24 protein-coding genes, 1 tRNA gene and 2 rRNA genes (1 of these 27 running past the window's edge) are annotated in these 24,653 nt (G+C 60.6%); 14 read left to right on the forward strand and 13 right to left on the reverse strand.

Features of this window, described 5'->3' with window-relative positions; genetic code table 11:
* The 3 genes from CJD35_RS16880 to CJD35_RS16890 all read left to right on the forward strand — a co-directional run.
* Positions 1-2,167: ribosomal RNA gene (locus CJD35_RS16880) — 23S ribosomal RNA — on the forward strand; it begins 629 nt to the left of the window's first position.
* Between the two features lie 157 nt (positions 2,168-2,324).
* A 5S ribosomal RNA gene (gene rrf / locus CJD35_RS16885) occupies positions 2,325-2,439 on the forward strand.
* A 91-nt stretch (positions 2,440-2,530) separates the two neighbouring features.
* Positions 2,531-2,607 (forward strand) — tRNA-Met (locus CJD35_RS16890).
* Positions 2,608-2,832: 225 nt separating this feature from the next.
* On the opposite strand, the gene CJD35_RS16895 is transcribed toward CJD35_RS16890, so the two are convergent.
* Complete coding sequence (locus tag CJD35_RS16895; protein ID WP_244917259.1) at positions 2,833-3,849, reverse strand: efflux transporter outer membrane subunit; 1,017 nt, start codon at positions 3,847-3,849, stop codon at positions 2,833-2,835.
* A gap of 27 nt (positions 3,850-3,876) precedes the next feature.
* On the opposite strand from CJD35_RS16895, the gene CJD35_RS16900 reads away from it, so the two are divergent.
* Positions 3,877-4,959 carry an IS5 family transposase gene (locus CJD35_RS16900; RefSeq protein WP_031309815.1) on the forward strand — a complete coding sequence of 361 codons (1,083 nt, stop codon included), beginning with the start codon at positions 3,877-3,879 and terminating at the stop codon, positions 4,957-4,959.
* 119 nt (positions 4,960-5,078) lie between these two features.
* On the opposite strand, the gene CJD35_RS16905 is transcribed toward CJD35_RS16900, so the two are convergent.
* From CJD35_RS16905 to CJD35_RS16940, 8 genes are all read right to left on the reverse strand, one after another.
* Entirely contained in the window at positions 5,079-5,510 is a 432-nt protein-coding gene (locus CJD35_RS16905; protein ID WP_095687316.1) for an outer membrane factor lipoprotein domain-containing protein, read from the reverse strand.
* A 5-nt stretch (positions 5,511-5,515) separates the two neighbouring features.
* Positions 5,516-6,631: an HlyD family secretion protein gene (locus tag CJD35_RS16910; protein ID WP_017183391.1), complete on the reverse strand. Its 1,116-nt coding sequence runs from the start codon at positions 6,629-6,631 to the stop codon at positions 5,516-5,518.
* Positions 6,628-8,127: an MFS transporter gene (locus CJD35_RS16915; RefSeq protein WP_244917260.1), complete on the reverse strand. Its 1,500-nt coding sequence runs from the start codon at positions 8,125-8,127 to the stop codon at positions 6,628-6,630. The genes CJD35_RS16910 and CJD35_RS16915 overlap by 4 nt, the downstream gene beginning before the upstream one ends.
* Positions 8,128-8,299: 172 nt before the next feature.
* Entirely contained in the window at positions 8,300-9,028 is a 729-nt protein-coding gene (gene istB / locus CJD35_RS16920) for an IS21-like element helper ATPase IstB (RefSeq protein ID WP_031304487.1), read from the reverse strand.
* The gene (gene istA / locus CJD35_RS16925) at positions 9,015-10,529 is read right to left on the reverse strand and encodes an IS21 family transposase (protein WP_021238707.1); all 1,515 of its coding nucleotides are present in this window, start codon (positions 10,527-10,529) and stop codon (positions 9,015-9,017) included. The genes istB and istA overlap by 14 nt, the downstream gene beginning before the upstream one ends.
* Positions 10,530-10,641: 112 nt before the next feature.
* A complete protein-coding gene (locus tag CJD35_RS16930; protein WP_244917261.1) occupies positions 10,642-11,040 on the reverse strand; it encodes a PAS domain-containing protein in 399 nt (132 codons plus the stop codon).
* A 75-nt stretch (positions 11,041-11,115) separates the two neighbouring features.
* Positions 11,116-12,150, reverse strand: a complete 1,035-nt coding sequence (locus CJD35_RS16935; protein ID WP_244917262.1) for an extracellular catalytic domain type 1 short-chain-length polyhydroxyalkanoate depolymerase — start codon at positions 12,148-12,150, stop codon at positions 11,116-11,118.
* A gap of 359 nt (positions 12,151-12,509) precedes the next feature.
* Positions 12,510-13,169, reverse strand: a complete 660-nt coding sequence (locus tag CJD35_RS16940; protein WP_095687276.1) for a superoxide dismutase — start codon at positions 13,167-13,169, stop codon at positions 12,510-12,512.
* A gap of 560 nt (positions 13,170-13,729) precedes the next feature.
* Between CJD35_RS16940 and CJD35_RS16945 the strand changes: the two genes are divergently transcribed.
* From CJD35_RS16945 to CJD35_RS16970, 7 genes are all read left to right on the forward strand, one after another.
* A complete protein-coding gene (locus CJD35_RS16945) occupies positions 13,730-14,101 on the forward strand; it encodes a MerC domain-containing protein (RefSeq protein WP_244917263.1) in 372 nt (123 codons plus the stop codon).
* A complete protein-coding gene (locus CJD35_RS16950) occupies positions 14,098-14,331 on the forward strand; it encodes a hypothetical protein (RefSeq protein ID WP_095687278.1) in 234 nt (77 codons plus the stop codon). The genes CJD35_RS16945 and CJD35_RS16950 overlap by 4 nt, the downstream gene beginning before the upstream one ends.
* Entirely contained in the window at positions 14,328-15,485 is a 1,158-nt protein-coding gene (locus CJD35_RS16955; protein WP_095687279.1) for a CobW family GTP-binding protein, read from the forward strand. Before CJD35_RS16950 ends, CJD35_RS16955 begins: the two co-directional genes overlap by 4 nt.
* Positions 15,482-15,955 carry a phosphoribosyl-AMP cyclohydrolase gene (gene hisI, locus CJD35_RS16960; protein WP_095687280.1) on the forward strand — a complete coding sequence of 158 codons (474 nt, stop codon included), beginning with the start codon at positions 15,482-15,484 and terminating at the stop codon, positions 15,953-15,955. The genes CJD35_RS16955 and hisI overlap by 4 nt, the downstream gene beginning before the upstream one ends.
* A 2-nt stretch (positions 15,956-15,957) precedes the next feature.
* Positions 15,958-16,464, forward strand: coding sequence for a Fur family transcriptional regulator (locus CJD35_RS16965; protein ID WP_244917264.1), 507 nt, complete (start codon positions 15,958-15,960; stop codon positions 16,462-16,464).
* Positions 16,465-16,466: 2 nt separating this feature from the next.
* Positions 16,467-16,616, forward strand: a complete 150-nt coding sequence (locus tag CJD35_RS22510) for a hypothetical protein (RefSeq protein WP_157742334.1) — start codon at positions 16,467-16,469, stop codon at positions 16,614-16,616.
* A 137-nt stretch (positions 16,617-16,753) separates the two neighbouring features.
* Positions 16,754-18,496, forward strand: a complete 1,743-nt coding sequence (locus CJD35_RS16970) for a M14 family metallopeptidase (RefSeq protein WP_244917265.1) — start codon at positions 16,754-16,756, stop codon at positions 18,494-18,496.
* 39 nt (positions 18,497-18,535) lie between these two features.
* Here the strand turns inward: CJD35_RS16970 and CJD35_RS16975 are convergent, their stop codons facing one another.
* The 4 genes from CJD35_RS16975 to CJD35_RS16990 form a co-directional block, all read right to left on the reverse strand.
* Positions 18,536-19,108: a DUF1826 domain-containing protein gene (locus CJD35_RS16975; protein ID WP_244917266.1), complete on the reverse strand. Its 573-nt coding sequence runs from the start codon at positions 19,106-19,108 to the stop codon at positions 18,536-18,538.
* A gap of 177 nt (positions 19,109-19,285) precedes the next feature.
* Positions 19,286-19,735, reverse strand: coding sequence for a hypothetical protein (locus CJD35_RS16980; protein WP_244917267.1), 450 nt, complete (start codon positions 19,733-19,735; stop codon positions 19,286-19,288).
* A 428-nt stretch (positions 19,736-20,163) separates the two neighbouring features.
* On the reverse strand, positions 20,164-20,448 hold the full coding sequence (locus CJD35_RS16985; RefSeq protein ID WP_017182449.1) for a hypothetical protein: 285 nt from the start codon (positions 20,446-20,448) through the stop codon (positions 20,164-20,166).
* Positions 20,449-20,473: 25 nt separating this feature from the next.
* Entirely contained in the window at positions 20,474-20,935 is a 462-nt protein-coding gene (locus tag CJD35_RS16990) for a DUF3299 domain-containing protein (RefSeq protein ID WP_019052796.1), read from the reverse strand.
* A gap of 402 nt (positions 20,936-21,337) precedes the next feature.
* On the opposite strand from CJD35_RS16990, the gene CJD35_RS16995 reads away from it, so the two are divergent.
* The 3 genes from CJD35_RS16995 (at position 21,338) to CJD35_RS17005 (ending at position 24,588) form a co-directional block, all read left to right on the forward strand.
* Positions 21,338-21,919 (forward strand): ANTAR domain-containing response regulator, encoded by a 582-nt coding sequence (locus CJD35_RS16995; RefSeq protein ID WP_017182451.1) that lies wholly within the window; start codon positions 21,338-21,340, stop codon positions 21,917-21,919.
* The gene (locus CJD35_RS17000; protein WP_017182452.1) at positions 21,916-23,130 is read left to right on the forward strand and encodes an ABC transporter substrate-binding protein; all 1,215 of its coding nucleotides are present in this window, start codon (positions 21,916-21,918) and stop codon (positions 23,128-23,130) included. The genes CJD35_RS16995 and CJD35_RS17000 overlap by 4 nt, the downstream gene beginning before the upstream one ends.
* Positions 23,131-23,343: 213 nt before the next feature.
* A complete protein-coding gene (locus CJD35_RS17005) occupies positions 23,344-24,588 on the forward strand; it encodes a nitrate/nitrite transporter (RefSeq protein ID WP_017182453.1) in 1,245 nt (414 codons plus the stop codon).
* The last annotated feature ends 65 nt before the right edge of the window (positions 24,589-24,653 follow it).

The following is a 24,653-nucleotide window of genomic DNA, read 5'->3' on the forward strand; positions in this document are numbered from 1 at the left end:
TCAAGCAAGCTTAAGCCGTTAGGTGTAGGCGCAGCGAAAGCGAGTCTGAACAGGGCGACGAAGTTTGATGCATTAGACCCGAAACCCGGCGATCTATGCATGACCAGGTTGAAGGTGCGGTAACACGCACTGGAGGACCGAACCGTTCAATGTTGAAAAATTGTCGGATGAGTTGTGCTTAGGGGTGAAAGGCCAATCAAGCCGGGAAATAGCTGGTTCTCCGCGAAATCTATTGAGGTAGAGCGTCGAATGATTGCCGTTGGGGGTAGAGCACTGGATGGATGCGGGGGTCGCGAGATCTACCAACTCTAACCAAACTCCGAATACCAACGAGTCTAGTTCGGCAGACAGACGGCGGGTGCTAAGGTCCGTCGTCAAAAGGGAAACAGCCCTAACCTACAGCTAAGGTCCCCAAGTCATCACTAAGTGGGAAAGCATGTGGGATTTCCAAAACAACCAGGAGGTTGGCTTAGAAGCAGCCATCCTTTAAAGAAAGCGTAACAGCTCACTGGTCTAAACAAGAGATCCTGCGGCGAAGATGTAACGGGGCTAAAGTGATGCACCGAAGCTTAGGGTTCAGTCTTTGACTGAGCGGTAGCGGAGCGTTCCGTAGGCCGTTGAAGCGATCTGGTAATGGGTCGTGGAGGTATCGGAAGTGCGAATGCAGACATGAGTAGCGATTAACAGTGTGAGATGCACTGTCGCCGAAATTCCAAGGGTTCCTGCTTAAAGCTAATCTGAGCAGGGTAAGCCGGCCCCTAAGACGAGCCCGAAGGGGGTAGTCGATGGGAACCACGTTAATATTCGTGGGCCTGGAGGTGTGTGACGGATGGCGTAAATGGTCTGGGCTTATTGGATTGCTCCAGGCTGTGAAGTCGTCCCAGGAAATAGCCCCTCCGTATAGACCGTACCCTAAACCGACACAGGTGGAATGGTAGAGTATACCAAGGCGTTTGAGAGAAGTATCCTGAAGGAACTCGGCAAATTGCCTCCGTACCTTCGGAAGAAGGAGGCCCCACATATGCGCAAGCACTTGTGGGGGGCACAGGCCAGGGGGTAGCGACTGTTTAGCAAAAACACAGGGCTCTGCTAAGTCGGCTTCAAGACGACGTATAGGGCCTGACGCCTGCCCGGTGCCTGAAGGTTAAGAGGAGGAGTGCAAGCTCTGAATTGAAGCCCAGGTAAACGGCGGCCGTAACTATAACGGTCCTAAGGTAGCGAAATTCCTTGTCGGGTAAGTTCCGACCTGCACGAATGGCGTAACGACTTCCCCACTGTCTCCAGGATATGCTCAGCGAAATTGAATTCTCCGTGAAGATGCGGAGTACCCGCGGTTAGACGGAAAGACCCCGTGCACCTTTACTGCAACTTCAGAGTGGCATTAGGAAAGAGCTGTGTAGCATAGGTGGGAGGCTTTGAAACTTGGGCGCCAGCCTGAGTGGAGCCATAGGTGAAATACCACCCTGCTGTTTTCTGATGTCTAACCTCGCACCGTTATCCGGTGCAGGGACCCTCTGTGGTGGGTAGTTTGACTGGGGCGGTCGCCTCCTAAAGAGTAACGGAGGCGCGCGATGGTGGGCTCAGGACGGTTGGAAACCGTCTGTTAGAGTGCAATGGCATAAGCCCGCCTGACTGCGAGACTGACAAGTCGAGCAGAGACGAAAGTCGGTCATAGTGATCCGGTGGTCCCTCGTGGAAGGGCCATCGCTCAACGGATAAAAGGTACGCCGGGGATAACAGGCTGATGATTCCCAAGAGCTCATATCGACGGAATCGTTTGGCACCTCGATGTCGGCTCATCACATCCTGGGGCTGGAGCAGGTCCCAAGGGTTTGGCTGTTCGCCAATTAAAGTGGTACGTGAGCTGGGTTCAGAACGTCGCGAGACAGTTTGGTCCCTATCTGCCGTGGGCGTCGAAATTTGAGAGGAGTTGACCCTAGTACGAGAGGACCGGGTTGAACATACCTCTGGTGTACCTGTCGTCACGCCAGTGGCGCAGCAGGGTAGCTATGTATGGACGGGATAACCGCTGAAAGCATCTAAGCGGGAAGCCTCCCTCAAGATAAGATTTCACAGGACCGTGGAAGACCACCACGTTGATAGATCGGATGTGGAAGTGCGGTAACGCATGAAGCTAACCGATACTAATTGTCCTATTCGCGCTTAAACGGTTCATCACGAACCGCAGAGTCCCACCATCAATGACAGCTCTGGACAACAGATGCCTGACAGACATGGTCGGTTATAAAGCCAGCCAGATAGATCTCTCATAAACAAATGTGCACGGTATCGATTGAAACCCCTTATATGCGCCTGCTTCATTGCTTGGTGACCATAGCGTCTGTGACCCACCCGATCCCATCCCGAACTCGGCCGTGAAACCAGTCTGCGCCGATGGTACTATTGCTCAAGCACTGGAAGAGTAGGGCGTCGCCAGGCATTGAAGCACGCGCATATCAGGACACACAAAAACCCATTCACAGTTCATCAAAGGGCGGACCCAAAAGGTCCGCCCTTTGTCCTTTGGTGACGCGGGATGGAGCAGCCCGGTAGCTCGTCAGGCTCATAACCTGAAGGTCGTAGGTTCAAATCCTACTCCCGCAACCAATGCCAGACACCTTACTCAAAGCCCCGACGCAAAAGTGCCGGGGCTTTGCGCATTCTCAACCAGTCGAGCCATTTCCAAGGTGTAATCAGCTCCATCTACTTAAGAGTTGGGGCCTTCGACAAATCCGGCATGGTTCACTATTATGAAATCGCGCTTGTTTAGGGGACTTAATATGCTGCCAAGTGCTCTGGTTTCTATTTTCGCATTGATAATGGCGGCGCCATCTAATCTGCCGCGCCTCCCACCGCCTGGTAAAGACCAATTAGGGTAGTGAGTTCATCGGTTCTGGTCTGTATCAAAGACAGGTCGACTCCCAAAAGCGCGCGCTGAGCGTCGATTTGCTCGATATAGGCCGTATAGCCGGCTCGATATCGGTTTGAAGCATGGCGCAGGGCGTCTGCCACCGCCATTCTCTGGGCCCGCAACGCGACCTCTTGTTTGGTGAGATTGGCGAGCACCGCCATACGGTCGTCTACCTCGCGGAACGCGTTGAGTGCCGCCGAGCGATAGGCCCAAGCGGCCTGATCGCGCTGTGCAGTTGTGGCGTCCAGCTGCGCGGTAAGACGTCCACCCTGAAAGATCGGCGCAAGGATGCTGCCGCCTACCGACCATAAGCTGATCGGATCGGCGAGCAGATCCGAAATCGCGATGCCAGCGCTCGCGCCCAAGTTGATCGATGGCATAAATTGCGCACGGGCTGCCCGCATCTGCGCATCGGCAGCGGCGAGGCGATACTCGGCAACCGCAATGTCGGGACGGCGCCGAAGCAGTTCGGAAGGTAAAGTCGAGGGCGCCGCTGGCTGACGCAGGTTATCAAGCGTGCCACCACGATCAACCGTTCGTGGCAGATCGCCGCTCAGCACCGCAAGCGCGTTTTCCTGCCGCGCAATCTGTGCCCGGAGCTGTGGCACCAGCTGGACCGCCGCCTGATATTCGGCTTCGGCCTGACGGAGTTCGAGCTGCGATGTATAGCCGACTTCGGCGCGGTCACGGGCGAACTTGAGCGCCTGCTGACGCGCTACGACCGTATCTTCGAGCACCATCAGACGCGCGTCGAGCGCCAGCAGCGTGATATAGCCAGTTGCGGTTGCGGCAGTCACGGAGAGCCTGACTGCCTCTTCACTGGCCTCGCTCGCGGCAACGCCGGCGCTGGCCGCGTCGATCTGCGCGGCATTCTTGCCAAAGAGATCAAGCTGGACACCTCGAAAAACTCTGGCGTTTGATCGGCGGATTTGATTCACTTCGTCGGCGATGCGTAGGAGGCGATGATGGCAAGTCAGCCTGGTTTCTTCGATCTTTCGGACCGGTACGATGCGCTGAGCGCGGCGGGCGATCCGCTGGAGCGATTAGCGGCAGTTGTGGATTTCGAGGTTTTCCGTGGTCCGCTGGTGGCAGCGCTTCGTCGCTGCGTTCGCGGCAAGGGTGGGCGACCGCCCTTTGATCCGGTGCTGATGTTCAAGATTCTGGTTCTACAGGCGCTCTATTCGCTGTCGGACGAGGCCGCCGAGTTTCAGATCAAAGACCGGTTGTCATTCCAACGGTTCCTGGGCCTTGGGCTCGATGGCACCGTGCCGGATGCGACCACGGTGTGGCTGTTTCGGGAACGCCTGGTAAATGCCAAGGCCATAGACAAACTTTTCGCTCGCTTCGACGCTGCCCTCAAGGATCGGGGCTATCTCGCCATGGGCGGGCAAATCATCGACGCTACGGTCGTGCAGGCACCCAAACAGCGCAATACCGAAGCGGAGAAAGCAGCGATCAAGGAAGGCGGCGTGCCCGAGGGCTGGAAGCCGGCCAAGACCCGGCAAAAGGACCGTGATGCGCGCTGGTCGATCAAGTACAGCAAGGCCAAGATCAAAGAGGGCGCCGATCCCAAGGCGGCTAGGCCGGTCGATCTGGCCATCCCGATGTTCGGGTACAAGAATCATATCGGCATCGACAAAACCCATGGGCTGATCCGCACCTGGGATGCCAGCGCCGCCAATGCCCATGACGGCGCACGGCTGCCGGTTCTGATCAGTAAGGACAACACTGCCTCCGGCGTCTGGGCTGATACCGCCTATCGATCCAAGAAGAACGAGGCGTTCCTGGCCAGTGGCATGTTCACCAGCCACATTCACCAGCGGCGTAAACCGCGGCGAGCGTTGCCTGAGCGGATCGCCAAGGCCAATACCCGGCGTTCCAAGATCCGCGCCCAGGTCGAGCATGTGTTCGCCGGGCAAAAGAACCGCATGGGGCTGGTCGTGCGCACCATCGGCATCGCCCGCGCTACCATCAAGATCGGCATGGCCAACTTGGCCTATAACTTCCAGCGCTTGGCCTGGCTCGAAGGGCGAACTGCGCCTGCTTGATATGAACCAAGCGCCACCGACGGTAAATCCGGCCACTGCGGCACCGGCAATATCGAAATCACCGACAAATACGCTGCAACATCACTCCTTCCACGCCGCCTCAATCCGCACCGTCGACCCTACACGCAAATCCAGCGGTTCTTCGAGGTGTCCAGCTCGTAGCTGGCGCGAAATGCCGGTTGCACACCGACTGATTCCAGTCCTTGGCCGAAGGGAGACACTTCTCGCCGAACCGCGCCATCGACGCCTATGCCGAGCGAGGGCAGCAACAAGCCGCGTGATCCACGCTCCGTGGCGCGCGCTTGCTCGACACGGGCAGCGGCGATCCGGACATCCGGATTGTTCGCGCGAGCCTTTTCGACCAGTGCAGACATTTGCGGATCGCCAAAGCGTTGCCACCATTGCGCCTCGACCGGAGCGGGCACGCCAAGCTGCGTGCGCCAAGCGATCGGCGCAGCCACCGACGCACCCCGGGGTGCATCTTGCAAGGCAGGCGCGCAGCCAGAAATCAGCAGGGCGCCGGTGAGCGTGGCGATGAAGCGGCTGCGCATCGGCTTCACTCCCCGGTATGCACGGTGGCGACTACGGACATGCCGGGGCCAAGCCGTCGGGCGATCTTCTGGTCAGGATCAAGCACGATGCGCACAGCGATCCGCTGTGGCACTTTGACGAAATTGCCCGCGCCGGTGTCAGGCTTGACGATACTGAATTCGCTGCTGGCCGCAGGCGCGATGCTCTGGACCCGGCCGGTCAGCTGTGCCCCGCCGAGCGCATCGATTTCCAGTGTGGCGCGCTGGCCGACCGACATATTCTCCGTCTGCGCTTCCTTGAAGTTCGCAACCACCCAAAGTTCATCGGGGACGATGTACATCAACTGGGTTCCGGCGCTGACCAGCTGGCCTTCTCGCGCGGTGATTTCGCTTAATCGACCCGATCGCGGTGCGCGAATTTCCGTCCGCGACAGCTCGAAGGCGGCCAGATCGCGCGATGCCTCGGCGCCTTGGACTTGAGCCTCCAGCGCTCCGCGACCCACCCGGACGGATCGGACATTCTGGGCCGCAATAGCGCGCTGAGCCTCAGCCTGCCTTACGCCGGCCTGCGATTGACGCAGCGCCGCCAGCGCCTGATCGCGTTCGCGCAAGGAGATCGAGCCTTCATCGACCAGCTCGTTGATGCGGTTCATATCTGCCTGTGCCTTCTGGTAGCCCGCCTGGGCGCTGGCCACAGCCGCATCCTGGAGCTGCAACTGTGCCTGGGCCGAGCGCAGGCTCTGCTCGCTATTGGCCAGTGTCGCCTGCTGTGCGGCGATGTTCGCGGCTCCCTGTTGCACCTTCTGGCGGAATGGCGTGGCATCGATCCGCGCGAGCAACTGGCCCTCTTTCACTGTCTGGAAATCGGCGACGCGAACCTCGACGAGATAGCCTGCGACCTGCGGGCTGACGATGGTCGTGCGCCCGCGCACATAGGCGTTGTTGGTGGTTTGATCGCCTCCGGCAAAGGGTGGCAACCCCCAAGCAAACAGCGCAACCAGCACGCCAATGACTATCAGCGCGCCAGCAATCAGCACGCGCTCGCGCGACAGCTGGGGCGACCAGCCCTTTTCGGGCGGCGCAGGCGTGCTGGCGGCGGCCGATGTTTCGGTGGCGGCAGCTTGCGGGTTGACGGATGTCATGGGTCGTTCCTTGCGCGCATGGCCTCGATAAAGGCGAGTTCCTTGGCGAGCGGATTGCGCCCGCGAATCTTGTTGATCACCCAAGGCACGAGCAGCGCAACGAAGGTGATCGCCGAGAGCGTGCAGATGAGGAAGAAGACGTCGTTGAACGCGAGCACCGCTGCCTCGCGGCCGATCTGGGCCGAGATACTGGCCGAGGTAGCCTGCTGCACCAGCGCCGGGTCCTGCTGCAATGGCGCGGTGCGCTGCGCCGTGTTCGAGAAAGCTTGAGAGAGCTGGACATTGCTCATCGCGAGCGTCGTGCCAGCATCGATCAGATGCGTCTTGAGCCGGACCGTGTGGAAGGCGGACAGCAGCGCAATGCCAGCAAGGCCGCCGACCGATTGCGACAGCGAGAAGATGGCAATGAAGCTGATTATATAATTTTGCCCCGCAGCAAGCGCGCGCAGCATCCCCTGCATCAGCACGGGCCCCATGGCGAACACGGCAGCAAAGGCGATAGCTGCCTGTGACAGATAGAGATCCTGAGGGCGACTCATGACGCCGGTGCGGGTGTCGGCAAAGGCTGCGACGCTGATCACGAGCACGGCAAATAGCACGGGCCGGGTCAAATCCTTTGGGTCGAGCCGGATGACCGATAGCAGCATGCCAGCAGTAGTCGCTCCGGTCAGCACCCAGAAATAGCCGGTCAGCTGCTCATTGCCATAACCAAGCGCCGTGAACATGCCGCTCGCCCCGAAACCTTGCTCTGCGACCAGGATGCGCACCGTCGCCCCAATCGCCGCGATGCTGAGGATCGCACGGCTCGATAGCCAGCTCAGGTCGAGCATCGGGCTCCTTCGGTTGGCCTCGATCAGCAGACAGCCGCCTAGCCCGATAACCGCAAGCACCACCGTATAGCCCAGCCATGGCGCGTCCCACCACACGATGCGTCCCAGGATCAGGAACGCGCAGAGCGAGGCGACGCCCAGCACGAACAGCATCATGCTCGGGATATCGAGTTTTTCGAAGGTCATCTTGCGCACGCCCGGTGGCAGACGCAGCAGGTAGACAAAAGCAAGACCCAGCAGCGAGAGTGCGAACTGGAACTGGAAAACATGGGTCATATCGCCATCGACCAACAGCGCGGGGGACAGCGCACGGCAGAACGGAAAAGCGATTTGCGTGAGTCCAAGTGAGAGTACGAGACCCGCAGTCCGCATCGTCGGCGGAAGGCCCTGCATAAGATAATAGATAGTGAGAGCCGACAGTCCGCTCGCAGCAATTCCGGCAACGGCACGCGCGGCCAATTCGGCGTGATAGCCCGGCCCGATAAGCTGCACGAAATTGGCGAGCACGAGCCCCGCCATCGCCCATCGCAAGAACAGCTGGATGCCAAATTCTTGTCGCACGCGAAACAATAGCATGCTCATCGTGGCATAGGTCGCGTAGAATGCGACCGTCATCCACCCCGCCTCGACTGGCGTCAGCGCAAATTCCGCCTGCAGAGCTGTCAAACGGCGTTCAAAAGGGACCCCCGATCGGCGTCGAAGAGGGACCCCCTTTTCAGATAATATGATGCTGGTTTGTTGAAGATGGCCTTGCGCTGCGTGCGGCGGAGGGCGGGCGTAGCCCGACCGGAGGCGCGCGCAGCGCAAGATAGATTTTTGAAGGCGCCGAAGGTGGCTGTCAGCTGCGGTTTTTGAAGCGCCAGCTGTCGTTGCCCGTCTCGACGATATCGCAGTGGTGGGTGACGCGGTCGAGCAGCGCCGTGGTCATCTTGGGATCGCCGAACACGGTCGGCCATTCGCCGAAGGCGAGGTTCGTGGTGATGATGACGCTGGTCCGCTCATAAAGCTTGCTGATGAGGTGGAACAGCAACTGCCCTCCCGAGCGGGCGAACGGCAGATAACCGAGCTCGTCGAGAACGATCAGGTCGAGCCGCGACAGCTGCGCCGCCAGGGTCCCGCCTTTGCCGATCCGGGTCTCCTCTTCGAGGCGTGTCACCAGATCGACGGTGTTGAAGTAGCGGGCGCGAGCGCCCCTTCGCACGACATTGGCGGTGATCGCGATGGCGAGGTGGGTCTTGCCTGTCCCCGTGCCGCCGACCAGCACGATATTGCGGCGAGGCGGGAGGAAGGAGCCATCGTGAAGGGAGCGGATCATCTCCTCATTGATCGGTGTGCCCTCGAAGCTGAACCGCTCCAGGTCCTTCACCACGGGCAGCCTCGCAGCCGTCATCCGATAGCGGATGGAGGCTGCATCCCGGTGGGTCGCCTCAGCACGGAGCAGGTCGGTCAGTATCTCCATGGTGGTGCGCTTGCGCTGGAGGCCGGTGGTGACCGCCTCGTCGAACGCCGCCGCCATGCCCTTGAGTCCGAGGCCGCGCATCGTGTCGATCATATCATGCCGCTGCATCATAGCCTCGCAGCAGATCATAGCGGGCACAGTCGGCGAGCGGAGGATGCTGCAGCATCCGGTCTTCCGAAGTGACGATGCTGTGGGGTGTCGCCGGCTCGCGGCGCCGGGAGAGGATGTTGAGGATCAGCTCGTCGCTGGCCGTTCCGTTCGCCAACGCTTCGCGCACGGCAGCCTCTACCGGCTCCAGGCCATCGGTGAGCACCGCCGAGAGGACCCGCACGAACCTGCGATCGGCCTCGTCCCCGGTGCCGAGCCTTCGCCGTAATCGGTGCAGGGCGGGCGGCAGATCCCAGTCCTGGAACGGTGCGCCGTTACGCAGCGCGCCGGGCTTGTGCGCGAGGACCGGCAGATAATGCCAGGGATCGTATATCGTGCGGTTCCGACCGAAGTGGCGCTCATGCTCCCCGACGATCGCATCGCCGCAGCGTATGACGATGCGATCGGCATAGGAGCGCACCTGAACGGTCCGGCGTGCGGCCGTCGACATGACCGAGTAGCGGTTGCGATCGAAGCTGATGAGGCAGGTGCCGGTGACGGCATGCTCGCTCTCATGGAAGCCGTCGAACGGTGCCAGGATCGGCTGCAGGGCCGGTCGCTCCATATCCAGCGCCTCGGCGACGGTAATATCCCCGCGTTCGGGATGGGCATGATGCTCGGCCCAGCGCCGGCACTCGGCCTCCAGCCACCCGTTGAGCTCGGCCAGGCTGGCGAACCGGAGCCGCGGCTGGAAGAAGCGGCCTCGGATTGTCTGGACCTGCTGCTCGACCTGGCCCTTCTCCCATCCCGCCGCCGGCGAGCAGGCGGTCGGCTCGACCATGTAATGATCGGTCATGATCAGGAAGCGGCGGTTGAACACACGCTCCTTGCCGGTGAACACGGCCGTCACCGCCGTCTTCATATTATCGTAGATACCGCGTCGCGGCACACCGCCGAAGAACGCGAACGCCCGGGCATGGGCATCGAACAGCATCTCCTGGCCCTCGCGCGGATAGGCCCGGACATAGGGTGCGCGCGAGTCGCAGAGACGCATATGCGCCACCTTCACCCGCATCGGCTTGCCGGCGATCTCCACATCCTCGTGGCTCCAGTCGAACTGGTAGGCCTCACCCGGCTGGAAGGTCATCGGGATGAACGCCGGTGCGCCTTCGCCAGCATCCTTCCGCCGCGCAGCACGCCAGCGCGCCGCATAGCGGCGCACCGCATCATAGGATCCATCGAACCCCTCGCGCACCAGCAGGTCATGGATACGCGTCATCCGTAGCCGATCGCGGCGGCCGCGACCTTCGTTCTCCTCAAGCAGCGCATCGAGACGATCCTGATAAGGACCGATCCGCGGCAGCGGCTGGACTTTGCGCTGATAGTTGAACGCCGCCTCCGGCGACCGGATCGCTTTGCGGACGACCTTCCGCGACAAACGAAGGTCACGAGCGATCGCCTTGATCGCCTTACCCGCTGCATGCTCACGCCGAATCCGAACCACTGTCTCCACGATCAACATCCCGTTCTCGCCAACTGATCAAAACCAGTCGGCCGACTAAATCCCCGGGATGAAGGGGTCCTTTTTGCACGCCGATCACCCCACGAAGGGGGTGCCTATTGCACGCTGATCCTCACTCATCTCGCGGGATGACTTCCACGACGACCTCGTCAAAGGCTTCTCCAGCAATGACGCGGTCGATCGGATAATCGCCTTCTCCCAGTCTATGCTTGTTGCGATACCGCAACTGGAAGCGCTCCCTGTAATCGTCGACATCCTTTCCAAGGCCGCTCAGGTCATCGACGCCGTGCATCCGAAGCGCTGCCTCGTTCGCCCATATGATGGCCTGGTTGGCATCTACCAGGATTACGCCTTCGCTCAGGCTGCCGATAATATGCCGGAGGCGATCGAGATCGATGGAGGGTTGAACATTGGTCATACATGGATTCCAATCGAACTGAACAAGCCCGCAAAGCCTCCAGCGAACGAGCCGCACTTCCCTGAACGGAATGTAGAGATCGTCGGCCAGCACGCTCGGGTCGAGCTAAGCGGAACGTCTGCATTGGGTGACAGGAATTTGGGCGATAATCGGCAGAAAAGCGTCATTTTAAGGCCTGCGTCGAATGGCAAGGAAGAAGTCTAGCATGGCCCTGGATGCATCAGGCCCTGCCGGATCGGTGAAGGAGCCGCCGCGTCCTCCCGACCAGCCATGGCCCCCACCATGGACCGTCCAGTCCTCGAGCAGCACGGTCCCGGCCATTGATCTATGGATCCTGCGCGTAAATTCCCGGCCGCCTTGTGAACGGCCAGACACGGATTTAGTGACAAGTTGGCCAGGGTTGGATCGTTCAAGATCGCGCAGAAACGCGCCGGCATTGGAAGGGTGCACCACGCGATCATGGTCGCCATGGAACACGATCGTCGGCAACGGCCGCCGGACCTTTCCTGTCGGACGAGGCCGCGTATCGCCGCGCATGGCGGCAATCGCGCCTTGCAGGGACTGGACATCCTCATGCGCTACGCCTGAATGGATGCCCACTGCAACAAAGATGTCAGGATAGGCTGCTGCGAGGATGGCCGCCTCTGCCCCGCCTGCCGATAGCCCGGCAACATAGATGCGGGCCGGATTGGCACGGCCAAGGGCCATTGCGTGGCGGGTGAGGGCGGCGATGACCGCCGGTTCTCCGCGACCGCGTTTTTGATGAGCGGGATTGTGCCAGTTCCAGCAGCGCGCCAGGTTCGCGCGTTGAGACTGCTGGGGATACAGCACGAGGAAACCAAGTTCGTCGGCGAGCGCGTTCATGCCCGTTCCGGCAGCGAAATCCGCAGCCGATTGCGAGCAGCCGTGCAGCATCACCACGAGCGGCATGCGTCGACGAGCCGAACCGTGCGGTGTGTAAAACTTATAAGCCAAGGTACCGTGCTTGCAGTGGAACTCTTGCGTGATGAAGCTGCCCGGTGCGGGGCGGGGCAAGACCGGCACCGTCGTCCGTGGCGAGGCTTGCTTGGCCTTCTTGGCCCGCTTGCGAGCCGGGCGGACCGATGGGGTGACGCTATCGCTCATCGCCAGGGCCGCAGAGATCGGGCGTCCCTTGCGCGCCAATCGAGCGGCCTTGAAAAAGGTCTTCACAAGATCGGCCATGAATGCCCCCGAATTTAACTGCATTTCGTCAACGACCAGCGGCCAGCATTGATCCTGATTAAAATTTTGCTTTTGTCATCATTGCTGGTCGTTGAGCCTCGTCGATCGTAGAGACGAACGGCGGCTGGTACCCGTGAGCCGCCGGGCAAAGTGGACTTTCCGTTTTTTTGGGATGCCGGGAACGGCAGGTCCGGTCAGGAGGCAATATCCAGCATTCCTGACCGGCCCCTTGAAACGACAGAAAACGCGTCTGGCGGATTGGCAGATCCTGCGCGCGACGTAACGCTGCGCACAATTGCGTCCGCAAAGTTTGGGGAGGCAATTGGCCGTACGGCCAGCAACACCCCGGATCGGCGCCTTTACCTTCGTGCCGTCGCGTCGGCATAGCGCCGCGAGACTTCGGGCCAATTCACGACCTGCCACCAGCCGTCGAGATAGTCTGCGCGGCGGTTCTGATATTTAAGATAGTAGGCATGTTCCCACACGTCATTGCCCAGGATCGGCTTGCCTTTCGTTTCCGCCGCATCCATCAGCGGATTGTCCTGATTGGGTGTCGATGTAATGGCGAGCTTGCCGTCCGCACCGACGATCAGCCAGACCCAGCCCGAGCCGAACCGCCCGGTCCCGGCTGCTTTGAACGCCGCCTTGAACTTGTCGAGCGAGCCGAAACTGGCGTCGATCGCGGCGGCGAGCGCTGGTGACGGCGCACCACTTTGCGCAGGCGGGGCCATGGATTTCCAGAAGAAGCTGTGGTTCCAATGCCCACCGGCATTGTTGCGGACGACCGCAGGCAAAGTTCCCGCCTTTGCGACAAGCTGTTCGAGCGACTGACCCGTCAGCGCAGGATCGGCCGAAACAGCTTTGTTAAGCGCGTCGACATAAGCCTGATGATGCTTGTCGTGATGGATGGTCATGGTTTGCGCGTCGATTGCGGGTTCAAGTGAACTCGCGGCATAGGGCAGCGGCGGCAAGGTGAAGGTGGCTGGCGCGGGAGCGCTCTGCGCAAGGGCTGATGGCATAGCTGGAACGACGGCGGCCATCGCCAACAACAATGCAATTCTCTTCATTTAGTCCTCCTGATGCTGGCGGGCGGTTCCCATTCCCCATGAGTGCAACTCGCGACTTTGGTTTATGGTCCCGCTCACACGAACTATAACAATATCGTTCCGCTCACTCGCAATTGACGATCGCGGTAGCAGGTCCTCGCAGGCTGTTGTCCTCGATCAGCGGGCGTGACCCGACATGACGCACCCGCAGAGCGGTCCCACCAGTGCGTGAGCGTGAATATGACCGGACCGCGTTCGACCCGCGCGCCGAACTCATAGACTGCGCAGCGCACCAGCGTCGGCGTGGCGTCGTTCTTCGTTTCTCGCGATTTGCGAGGATGTTGTTGAGAGCGGCGATTTTGCCGCCGCAAGCAGCATAATGGGCAGTCGGTAATCTTGCGCGGGCATAAACGGTCCTTGACTTGAAAGATATGGTATATCATCACTAAATAGGATTTAGGGCAGGAGATGTCCAGCGCTGATGGGAGTCGGGCATGACTGTAAATACGCAAGGGCAACGATTATATGACGGTGTGGCGATCGGCGCTTCGATCCTGTGCTTGATCCATTGTCTGGTCCTGCCGCTGCTGATCGTCTTGCTGCCGACCCTTGCAGCCTTTCTGGCGTTTCCCGAATCATTTCATCTCTGGGCACTTGCGCTTGCCGTGCCCACCAGCGTCCTGGCCCTGACCACTGGCTATCGCCGCCATCGCAGGATCATGCCGACGGCAATTGCGCTGCCGGGACTTGCTTTGCTGGCGTTGGGGGCATTGCAGGCGCCCACCGAAGCCATGGAGACGATGTTGTCAGTTGCTGGTGCCCTGCTCCTTGCCTTGGGACATGGTCTCAACTGGAAGGCATTGCACAAGAGCGGCGCGCCAAAGAAGGGAAACAGAAGAGTATGAAGCCGCCTATCGTTCCGTGCTCTTATGATGAGTGGAAGCATTGTATCACGGTCCTTTGCCGGATTCCGCTGACGCCCCGCTATGTCGATGCGCGCATCGCAGCGCTCGCCGATCCGCGGGATTATGGAACGCAGCGCTTCATCGAGACGTGGGGCGAAGCGCATCTCGATAATGTGAGGGGTTGGTTTAACCAGGCCCGCGCTGAACTCGCTGCCGGAGGCATCGCATGAGCGCACTTTTTGCCGGTCCGCAGTCGCTGATCCCGGTTTCGGTTCTGACGGGCTTTCTTGGCAGCGGCAAGACCACGCTGCTTAACCATCTGGTCAATGCGCCAGAGATGAGCCGTGCGCTGGTCGTCATCAACGAGTTTGGCGCCGTCAGCCTTGACCATGACCTCATCACCCGGTCGAGCGACGATCTGGTGGTCGAGATGATGGGCGGCTGCCTGTGCTGCACGATCCGCGGAGATTTGCTTCGAACATTGCGCGATGCGCCCTGGCGCTTTGCGCGTGACGGAACATGCTGGTTCGATCGTGTGGTGATAGAGACGACGGGATTGGCCGATCCTGCGCCGATCCTGCACACGCTGATGACTGACAGCGATCTGGCGACGCTCTATCGGCTCGACGGCGTGATCGCGACGGTGGACGCCGCCGCGGGCATGGCGACGCTCGACGCGCAGGAGGAGGCGGTCAAGCAGGCCGCCATGGCCGATCGAATCCTGTTGACCAAGGTCGATCTCGCGTCAGGCGAAGAGCGCGCCGCGATCGAGCGACGAGTGCGCGCTCTCAATCCCGCCGCGCCTATCATTCCCGTCAGCAACGGACAGGCTGATCCTGCATCGCTGTTCGATGCAGGTCTTTACGATCCCGCGACCAAGACCAACGACGTCCAGCGCTGGCTTCGGGCCGAAGCCTATGCAGGCAGCGATCACGGACATGATCACGAGCATGACCATGACCACCACGACCATCATCATCACGACCTGAACCGTCATGATGACCATATTCACGCCACTTGCCTGACGTTCGACGAACCGCTCGATGCCGAAGGTTTCGAGCGGTGGCTCGATATCCTCACCATGTTCAAGGGACCGGATATCCTACGCATCAAGGGCATTGTGAACCTGATCGGCGAGCCGAAGCCGGTCGTCATCCACGGCGTTCAGCATATCTTTCATCCACCTGTGCTGCTCGATGACTGGCCTTCTGACGACAGACGCACGCGGCTCGTTTTCATCACGCGCGATGTTAGCGCCGAGGAATTGCGCGGTACGCTCATGCTGCTGACCAACCATATCCGCCGCTACGAACTTTCGGGCTATGTCGAGGATCTGCTCAATGATCGTACGCCCTCACTCATTCCGGAGAAAATGGCGTCATGACAATATTCGCCGAACGATCGAGCGTCGAGCAGATCGAACTGGGCGAGACTCTCGCGCCCCGCTTCGATGCTGAAGGGCTGATGCCGGTCATTGTCGTCAATGCCGACGACAAGATGATATTGATGCTTGGTTACATGAATGCCGAAGCGCTGGAGCGAACATTGCGAACGCGCCAGGCGCATTTCTGGTCGCGCAGTCGACGCGCCTTGTGGCGCAAAGGCGAGCATAGCGGTTTTGCCCAAAGGGTTGAACATGTCCTGATCGACGATGACCAGGACGCCCTGATCCTGTTGGTGACAATCGACGGCCCTGGAAGCTGCCATGTTGGTTTCAGGTCATGCTTCTATCGCGAAGTCGACTTGGCCAGCGTCGCGACGGATGCTCCCATCCGGCTGGAGCGGGTCGAGCATAGGGCCGCATTCGATGCAGAGACCGTTTATGCCGGCCTTCCAAACCCAACCCGGTTGTGATCATGCACGCCGGGTCTCCTTCACTGCACGGGGCCAATCCCAAATTACGCCTGGCCGCACGGCGAACGCCTGAAGATCTGGACGCGCTCGTCCTTAACCTGCTTGCCGCATCGAACCGGCCGATCAGCGCCTACGACATTTCTGACCGGTCCATAGTCGCTGGCCAGTCGATTGTGCCCAATCAGGTTTATCGCACCCTCGCGCGGCTGATCGATCAGGGTCTGGTCCATCGGGTGGAATCCCTGTCGGCCTATATGCTCAAGCAGCAGTCATTCGACGGATGCCTTATTTGCGATCAGTGCCAAGCCGTCCAGATCTTGTCGGACCCAGACCTGTTTGCCCGGCTACAGGATTGCGCGCATCGGTTCGGCTTTGCCGTCGACCGGACCGTAGTCGAGATGCACGGATGCTGCCGGGACTGCGCGACCCATGATCACCCGAACCGTGAGCATGAGGCGAAGCGGGTCTTTTCGGATTCGACCCCACCACCCAATATAATCGGAGTTTGAACGTGCGATCGCGCCTGCTTGCCTGTACCGCCACCATTGCCATGCTGACATTGTCTCCTCCCTGCGCCGCCGCCTCGCCGGTCGCGGCCATCCCCGCCGACCAGTCCGCCAATCCGCTGCTCGGCGAATGGACGACGCTGGCGCAGGCGTGACTAGCCTGTGTCTATTTCTCTCCCAAGGGCCGCACCCTCTATGATAGTCCGGCAAATATATGAGCTATCACGGCGCCTTGGGGCATGTGATGTGAAGGGGATTTGCAATGCGGCGACTTCTGTCTTTGGTCCTGTTCATGGCCGCGCATCCGGCGCTGGCACAGTCGCTTGAGGCGCCTTTGCCCCCGCTCGCGCCATGGAAAGGCGCCAGCGAAAAGCTGATCGTCGGCGCAAATGATCCGTGGATTACGCCCGCGGAGCGTGTGAACTTCGTCGACACGCCGGACTATGCCGCGACGCGCGCCTGGCTCGAGCGGTTGGTCGCTTCCGCGCCGCAGCTGCTTTCGATCGAGAGCTTCGGCAAGACGGCGCAAGGCCGCGACCTTTATTTCGTGCGCGCGAGCAAGGGCGGCGGGGGCAAGCCGGTGCTGCTCGTCCAGGCGGGCATCCATTCGGGCGAGATCGACGGCAAGGACGCAGGCATGATGTTGCTGCGCGATATCGCGCATCGCGGCAAGCATGGCTTGCTTGACAAGGTCGACCTGGTTTTCGTGCCGATCTTCAACGCCGATGGGCATGAGCGCGCAAGTCCGTGGAACCGCCCGAACCAGCGCGGCCCGCGCTCGATGGGCTGGCGCACCACCGCGCAGAATCTCAATCTCAACCGCGATTATCTGAAGGCCGATGCGCCCGAAATGCAGGCGATGATCGCCCTCATCAATCGGCTCGATCCTACCCTCTATCTGGACCTGCATGTTACCGACGGCATCGATCATCAATATGATGTCGCTTATGCCTTTTCAGGCTGGCGCGGATATTATGCGAAATCGCCCGCCATCGGTCGCTGGCTCGATACGCGGCTGCGCCCCGCGATGGACGCGGCGCTCAAGCGGGCGGGCCACACGCCAGGCTATTATGTAAGCGCGGTCGATAATCGCAATCCCGACAAGGGCATCAGCCACGATCCCGACACGCCGCGTTATTCGACAGGCTATGGCGACTATCGCCACGTGCCGACGATCCTGATCGAGACACTTTCGCTGCGACCCTATCGCCAGCGTGTGCTCGGCACATATGTTTTCGTTGAGGAAGCGCTGCGGCTGGCCGGTAATGAAGGCGCACGCCTCCGCGCGGCGATCGATGCCGATCGAGCCGAGCGTCCTGCCGATCTCGTGGTCAAGTGGAAGCCGCTGAAGGACCCGATCTACACTGTCGATTTCCTCGGTATCGCGCATGATCGCTATCGGTCGGCTGCTTCGGGGCGCGAGGAGATCCGCTGGCTTGGCCGTCCCATCACCCAGAAGATACCGGTGTTCGGTGAGGAGCCCGACCAATCGGTGCGGTTGCCGAAGGCCTGGTGGGTGCCTGCGACCGCGCCCGAAGTGATCGAACGACTGAAGCTGCACGGGATTCGCTTCGAGACCATCGATGCGCCGCGCACCATCGAACTGGACATGGTGCGTATCGCAGAGCCGAAGCTGGGTGCCCCGATCGAGGGAAGGGTGCCGCTCATGGCAGGCGGTTTCACGCATGGCCGCCGCAGCGAGACATTCCCGGCGGGATCGGTGCGGGTGCCGTCCGATCAGCCGCTTGGCTTGCTCGCGGCGGCATTGCTTGAGCCGGAGAGCGCGGATGGCGTGCTTGCCTGGAATTTCTTCCCCGGCATGCTCCAGCGCACCGAATATATCGAAGCCTATGCGATCGCGCCGCTGGCAGAGCGGATGCTGACCCAGAATGCCGCGCTCAGGCAGGAATTCGAAACCAAGCTGGCCGCCGATCCTGCGTTCGCAGCCGATGGCAATGCGCGGCTCGCCTGGTTCTATGAGCGTACGCCCTATTTCGATGATCGCTATCTGCTCTATCCGATCGGGCGCGAGTAGGATCGGCATTACAATATAATCGCGATTATTCCGTTCGGCTTAGCGAGACCCGGCGGGATCGATCGTCAGCACCAGGCGCGGGGCGCCAAATGGCGGTGGGCGGTGGAGAATGGCTGGGGGGTCGAGCAGCGATCGGCCTTTGAATACACCCACTGACCCGGTTGGGACTTCGCAGATCGCGTCCTGACCGTCGACGCAACACCATTGTGTGCCGGGTCCGAGATAGGTGCATTGCAGACGCAATGTGGTGCAGTCTGCCCGAAAGCGGCTGCAAGGATCGTTCTCGACCACGGCAAGCTGGACGTGCAGGCGATCTTCTCCTGTCAGCGCGGCATCGCGCCTGACAAGCAGATCGATGTCGGAGGACAAGGCCATAACAGAAGCTTCGGGATATTCAGCAGTACGCAAAGCGGCGGCAATTGAACCGCTGAAATCAATGTCTACGGAGATGTCGGCAATGGAATGAAGGTCCAGTTCTGCCAGAGCCACTCTGAGCGTCTCCGGTAGTTGGCGCCACCAGATTGCCAGCGCCGCATCGGGGCTCGCAATGCGGTCTAGCGAGGCGCGGTCGCCTGCAATCGTGACCAGTTGCTCCATCTTGGCGCGATTCACGACATCGCTCCACACATCGCGCCGTTTTGCGGGGGGACAGACATATGCCCCCCGCCACAAGCCCATTCTGTCCTGGAGAAGCTGCTTTTTCTCAACGGGTTATAATGAATCATTGTTTGATCCATCGCACGGCAGCCCTTTGCCATAAGGCGACATCTGTGTTGCCGCGCCTTGAAGTCATGGCTGATAGGGCAAAGACGATTGGTGCAAGATGATCCGGACCCTGCCATCATCGCATTCCTTGAACACGAAGCTCTTGTTCACGAAGATGTGGCTGTCATCTCCACCTATGAAATGCACGTTGCATTGCACGATCGCCAGATCGCCATGGAGGATGAAATCCTCCTTGCTATACCAGACCTTGACCCATGGCTTGAGCTTGAAGCCTTTGTCGTCGGGAAAATTCTCGTCGCCGCCCGTGAAATAGGCGAGCGCCCCCTCCTTTGTGGGACGATAGGTCTGCGTGCCAAAGGTCAGGGTCGGCTTGAACAGAACCTTTCCATTATCATAGTCATAATTATCGTGCAGGACTTGTACCGCGACAGCACGGGCGTCTCCGCCTTCGGAATGCGCCTTGCCGACTGCGACGACGTTGTCGCACCATGTCTGCAACGCGTTATGCACCATATCTTCCGTAAACATTCGTTCGCCAACTCCGATATGCTCTGCCTTGGACAGGCAAAGCCGCTTCCGATCCGCCTTCTTGCACATGCAAGATGATCTCATATTGCACAGTATGTTATACCATAACATACTGTGCGTGTAATTTTATATTGCTGGTTCTGTTGCCATCGCTGCTTCGTGGCGTCCGGCGCAGCTACATTCGGCGCAGACGATCACCTATGTTCAGCTATGTGTCGGGATGAGCCGCCCCCGCTCCGATCAGATTAGCGCGTTGCCATGGGCAAAATCGTTGAGCGACAGGCCAAGCCAGTGACCACATGATTCTGCCAGCCGCAGCCTACTCGGCAATAGGCATCTGGGCTTTGCGATCAAGCATCGGGCGCAGGCAGTTCATTTTGCACCAGCCATGGCTGATCATCGTCAATACGGGTTTATTGCTGCGCCATTTCGACCGGTGCGGGATCAACCTTGAAACGTGAAGCGAACGCCGTCTTGGCCCGTTCCAGTTCGGCAGCCTTCTCTTGTTCATAGCGAGCCAGCGCTTCCTCTTGCGCGGCGAGCTGTTCCCTGTAGGACAGGCCAGTATAGTCGATCGCGGCCAAAATATCCGCTTCCCCGAAGCCATATCCGTGCATATCGCAGGCCATGGCCGGCATCGCGACGAGCAGCGACGCGGCCGAGGCGAGCTGAACGCCGATTGAAACTGGACCTCGCATAAATCACGTCCTTTCGACGCCGCGCTCAAATCTCGCGGCTCTCCTTCATAAGGTAGAAAATGCCGCTTTCGTCTTCGCCACTCAAGATCAACTGTCCCTCGAACGACTGTACGCCCGATCGCACCGCAATGGGTGCACTGGTCCTGATCTCGACAAACTGATTAGGAGCCGGGTTCAGGTGGAAAGGACAATCGGGTGGGTAGGCGAGCAGTACGAAATGCGTCTGCTTGGGGCTGTTCTGAAGCGGCATGACATAACCGCTTACCTTGATCCGCTTGCCTTTCAGCGCCTTGACCTTCGGTGAGAAGGCAGGCTTTGAATAGATGGTGCCAGCTTGGCGTCGCTGGATCTCCTTGGTCGATTCCAGCACGGCCCAGGATATGCCGCCCGGCGGCGCAGCCGCAGGCTTCCAGATCGATTCTGACGGTTTCAAATTATCGGGACGCTGCGCGACCGCCGCCGGTGCGATCAGGATCGCAGCCGCCATGGCATGGCAAAAAAACAAAGCCGCAGCTCGCAACGCATGTCTCCGATCAGATATGAGATAACGTTATATTCTGGCATGGTGAAGTCAAGCGGCGCTTCCGCCTCTCTGCTTTTCGGAAGTCGGGAGAGTCGAGGAGGAACAGACGCCTTGGTCCCCGACCGACTGTGACGCTATGATAGCGCAAGTCGTTGCTAGTGCCGTAGTGGTATTCTGCGACCACATGGCAATTCGCTAGCCCGCGAAAAGGCGCACAAGGCAGCTTCAGGTCAAAGTTCCTGACGATATTCGCCGGCAGGCGTGACAGGGCCATCTGAGGCGAAGGGAACGCATCCGTGGCTTCTCCTCTTGACCTTGCCTTGCCGTTGCCCGACCTGCCGTCCCCATGTCCGGCGAGTCAGCTCCATGCGAATCGTGATCATTGATGACAGCGGGCTGCGGGCCAGCGTCCTCGAAGAGGGGCTGCACGAGGCGGGCTATGACGATATTCATATCGTCCCGCCGCGCGGCGGCTTTGTCGCGCGCCTCGAACGCATGGCCCCCGATGTGGTTCTGATGGACCTTGGCAGCCCCAGTCGCGATACGCTGGAGGAGATGCTGACGGTCAGCCGTGCGCTCGCCCGGCCGATCGCCATGTTCGTGGACCAGTCTGACGAGGCGATGATCGGTGCGGCGATCGATGCGGGCGTGTCGGCCTATGTCGTTGACGGATTGCGCAAGGAGCGGGTCAAGCCGGTGCTGGAACTGGCGGTGCGGCGCTTTAACGCCTTTGCCAAGATCCAGAGTGAACTGGAAGAGGCGCGCAGCGCGCTGTCCGACCGCAAGATCATCGACCGCGCCAAGTCCATTCTGATGAACCAGCGGTCGCTGAGCGAGCAGGATGCCTATGCGCTGCTGCGGACGGCAGCGATGAATCAGGGCAAGAAAATCGTGGAAGTGGCGCAGGCGCTGATCACCGCCAGCGACCTGTTGGGAGGGGGATTATGACGACAGGGCTGCGCATCGCCTTCCTGCCGCTGACCGATGCCGCCGTCTTGGTGGCGGCGCGGGAAAGGGGTTTTGCCGAGGAGGAGGGGATTGCCCTTGATCTCGTGCGCACGACCAGTTGGGCGACGCTGCGCGACCGGCTGGTTTTTGGTCAGGTGCAGGCCGCGCACATGCTGGCGCCGCTGGCCGTAGCGGTGACGTTGGGGCTGAGCCAGCAGCCCGCCGCGCTGGCTGCGCCCTACAAGCTGAACGTCAACGGCAATATGCTGGTCATGGCCTGCGATTTCGCCAAGGCGCTGGAGCAGGCTATCGCCAGCCGTCTGGCCGATCCGCTGGGCACCGCGCATGATTTTGCCGCCGCGATCGGCCTGTGGCGGCGTAAGCCGGTGATTGGCGTCGTCCACCGCTTTTCGAGCCATGCGATCATGCTGCGCTATTGGCTGGCGAGCGCGGGCGTGGACCCGGATCGCGATGTCGTGCTGCGCGTGCTGCCGCCCTCACTGACGGTCGAGGCGATGCACGCGGGCGAGATAGACGGTTTCATCGCGGGCGAACCGTGGGGCAGCGCGGCGGTGGAAGCGGGCCTCGCTGAAACCGTGGCGATCGGCGAGCGCATCTGGCGACGCGGCGTCGAAAAGGTGCTGGCTTTCCGCGAATCCTGGCTGGAGGAGAATCCGCAAACCGTCGACCGACTGCTGCGCGCGCTGGTGCGGGCGGCGGCATGGTGCGATGATCCAGCGCACCGCGACGACCTGACGCATTTGCTGGCCCGACCGGATTATGTCGACCAGCCCGCCTATCTGATCGATCGCGCCCTCTCCGGCACACTTGTCGCGCGGGCTGGCGAACCCTCGATCGTCAGTCCCGATTTCATGCTGTTCGGGCGGGAAGCAACGCCCTTTCCCTGGCGCAGTCAGGCGTTGTGGATCTATTCGCAATTGGTGCGCTGGGGCATGGTCGATCATGATCCGGATATGGCTGCGCGGGCAGGGGCCGTGTTCCGCCCCGACATATTCCGCCGCGCGCTGGCCGACAGCAATGTGCCGATGCCCGGCGCCAGCATGAAGCTGGAAGGGGCGGTCGCCGCACCGCTGGCGGTCGGATCTCGCCGGGGCGAGCTGACGCTGGGGCCGGACAGCTTCTTTGACAAGCGGGTGTTCGACCCGGAACGAATCGACGAATTTCTGAGCGGTTTTGCGCCGCTGCGTTGATTTTCGGCGAAAAATTGTGCCTTGCAACATGACGCGAATCGCGAGATAAGATTGTAACCGCGCGACGATGCGCGTTGAACAGGAATGCGTCATCCCAAGGTCGGGACCGCCATTCCGATCTATCACACAGCAAAGCCGCTGACCGGACGTCCCATCGGGAAATGTCCGGCCTGCGGCTTTTTTTGTTCATTTTCGAACCTGGGGTGACCTATCATGGCAACTGCATATTGGGACCGGGAGGGCGAAGGGCAGCAACCCGCCGCCACGACCAGCTTCTGGAAGGCCGGCCACACGCCGACCCTGATCGCGGCATTTCTCTATTTCGACCTGGCCTTCATGGTGTGGGTGCTGTTGGGGCCGCTCGCCCCGATGATCGCCAAGACGCTGATGCTGACGCCCGCCGAAAAGGGGCTGATGGTCGCCACGCCGACGCTGATGGGGGCGCTGTTGCGCGTGGTCAACGGCCTGCTGGTCGACCGGATCGGCCCGAAATTGTCTGGCGCGATCAGCCAGGTTATCGTCATCATCGGCCTGTTCACTGCCTGGGCGCTGGGCATCAACAGCTTTGAAGGTACGCTGGCGCTGGGCGTAGTGCTGGGTTTCGCCGGGGCAAGCTTTGCGATCGCGCTGCCGCTCGCCAGCCGTTGGTATCCCGCCGAACATCAGGGCAAGGCGATGGGTCTGGCCGGCATGGGCAATTCGGGTACCGTGCTGGCCGCCTTGTTCGCGCCGGGCCTGGCCAAATTGTTCGGCTGGAACGCCGTGCTGGGCCTGGCCTGCATCCCGCTCAGCATCGTCTTTGTCATCTATATGATCATGGCGAAGGATGCACCCAATGCGCCCCCGGCCAAGAAGATGGTCGATTATTTCCAGCCGCTCAAACAGGCCGACGCCTGGCTGCTGATGGCCTTCTATGCCGTCACTTTCGGCGGGTTCGTTGGCCTTGCCGCCAGCCTGCCGATCTATTTCACCGACCAGTTCGGCCTGACTCCGGTGATGGCGGGCTATTGCACTGCAGGCTGCGTGTTCGCCGGATCGCTGGTCCGTCCGCTGGGTGGCGCGCTGGCTGACAGGATTGGCGGCGTCAAGGCGCTGATGATGGTCTATATCGTCGCCGCGATTGCGCTGGCGGGGGTAGCCTTCGCCACCACGCTGGGGGCTGCGCTGGGCCTGTTCGTCATCGCCATGCTGGCGCTCGGCACAGGCAACGGGTCGGTGTTCCAGTTGGTGCCGCAGCGGTTTCAGGCGGAAATCGGCGTGATGACCGGCCTCGTCGGCATGGCGGGCGGCATTGGCGGCTTCTATCTCGCCAGTTCGCTGGGCTTTGCCAAGCAACTGACCGGCAGCTTTTCGGCCGGTTTCCTGATCTTTGCGGGGCTGGCGGTCATCGCCTTTGCTGGGCTGGCGCTGGTCAAGGCCCGGTGGCGCGCAACCTGGAGCACGGGCGCCCGAATCTGAGTTGACGTTTGGAGGGGAGGGGCGGACCTTCATGGAAGGCCGCCCCCTTATACCGGTCGCACCAT

The sequence above is a fragment of the Sphingobium xenophagum genome, from assembly GCF_002288285.1.
In the GTDB taxonomy this organism is placed as follows: domain Bacteria; phylum Pseudomonadota; class Alphaproteobacteria; order Sphingomonadales; family Sphingomonadaceae; genus Sphingobium; species Sphingobium xenophagum.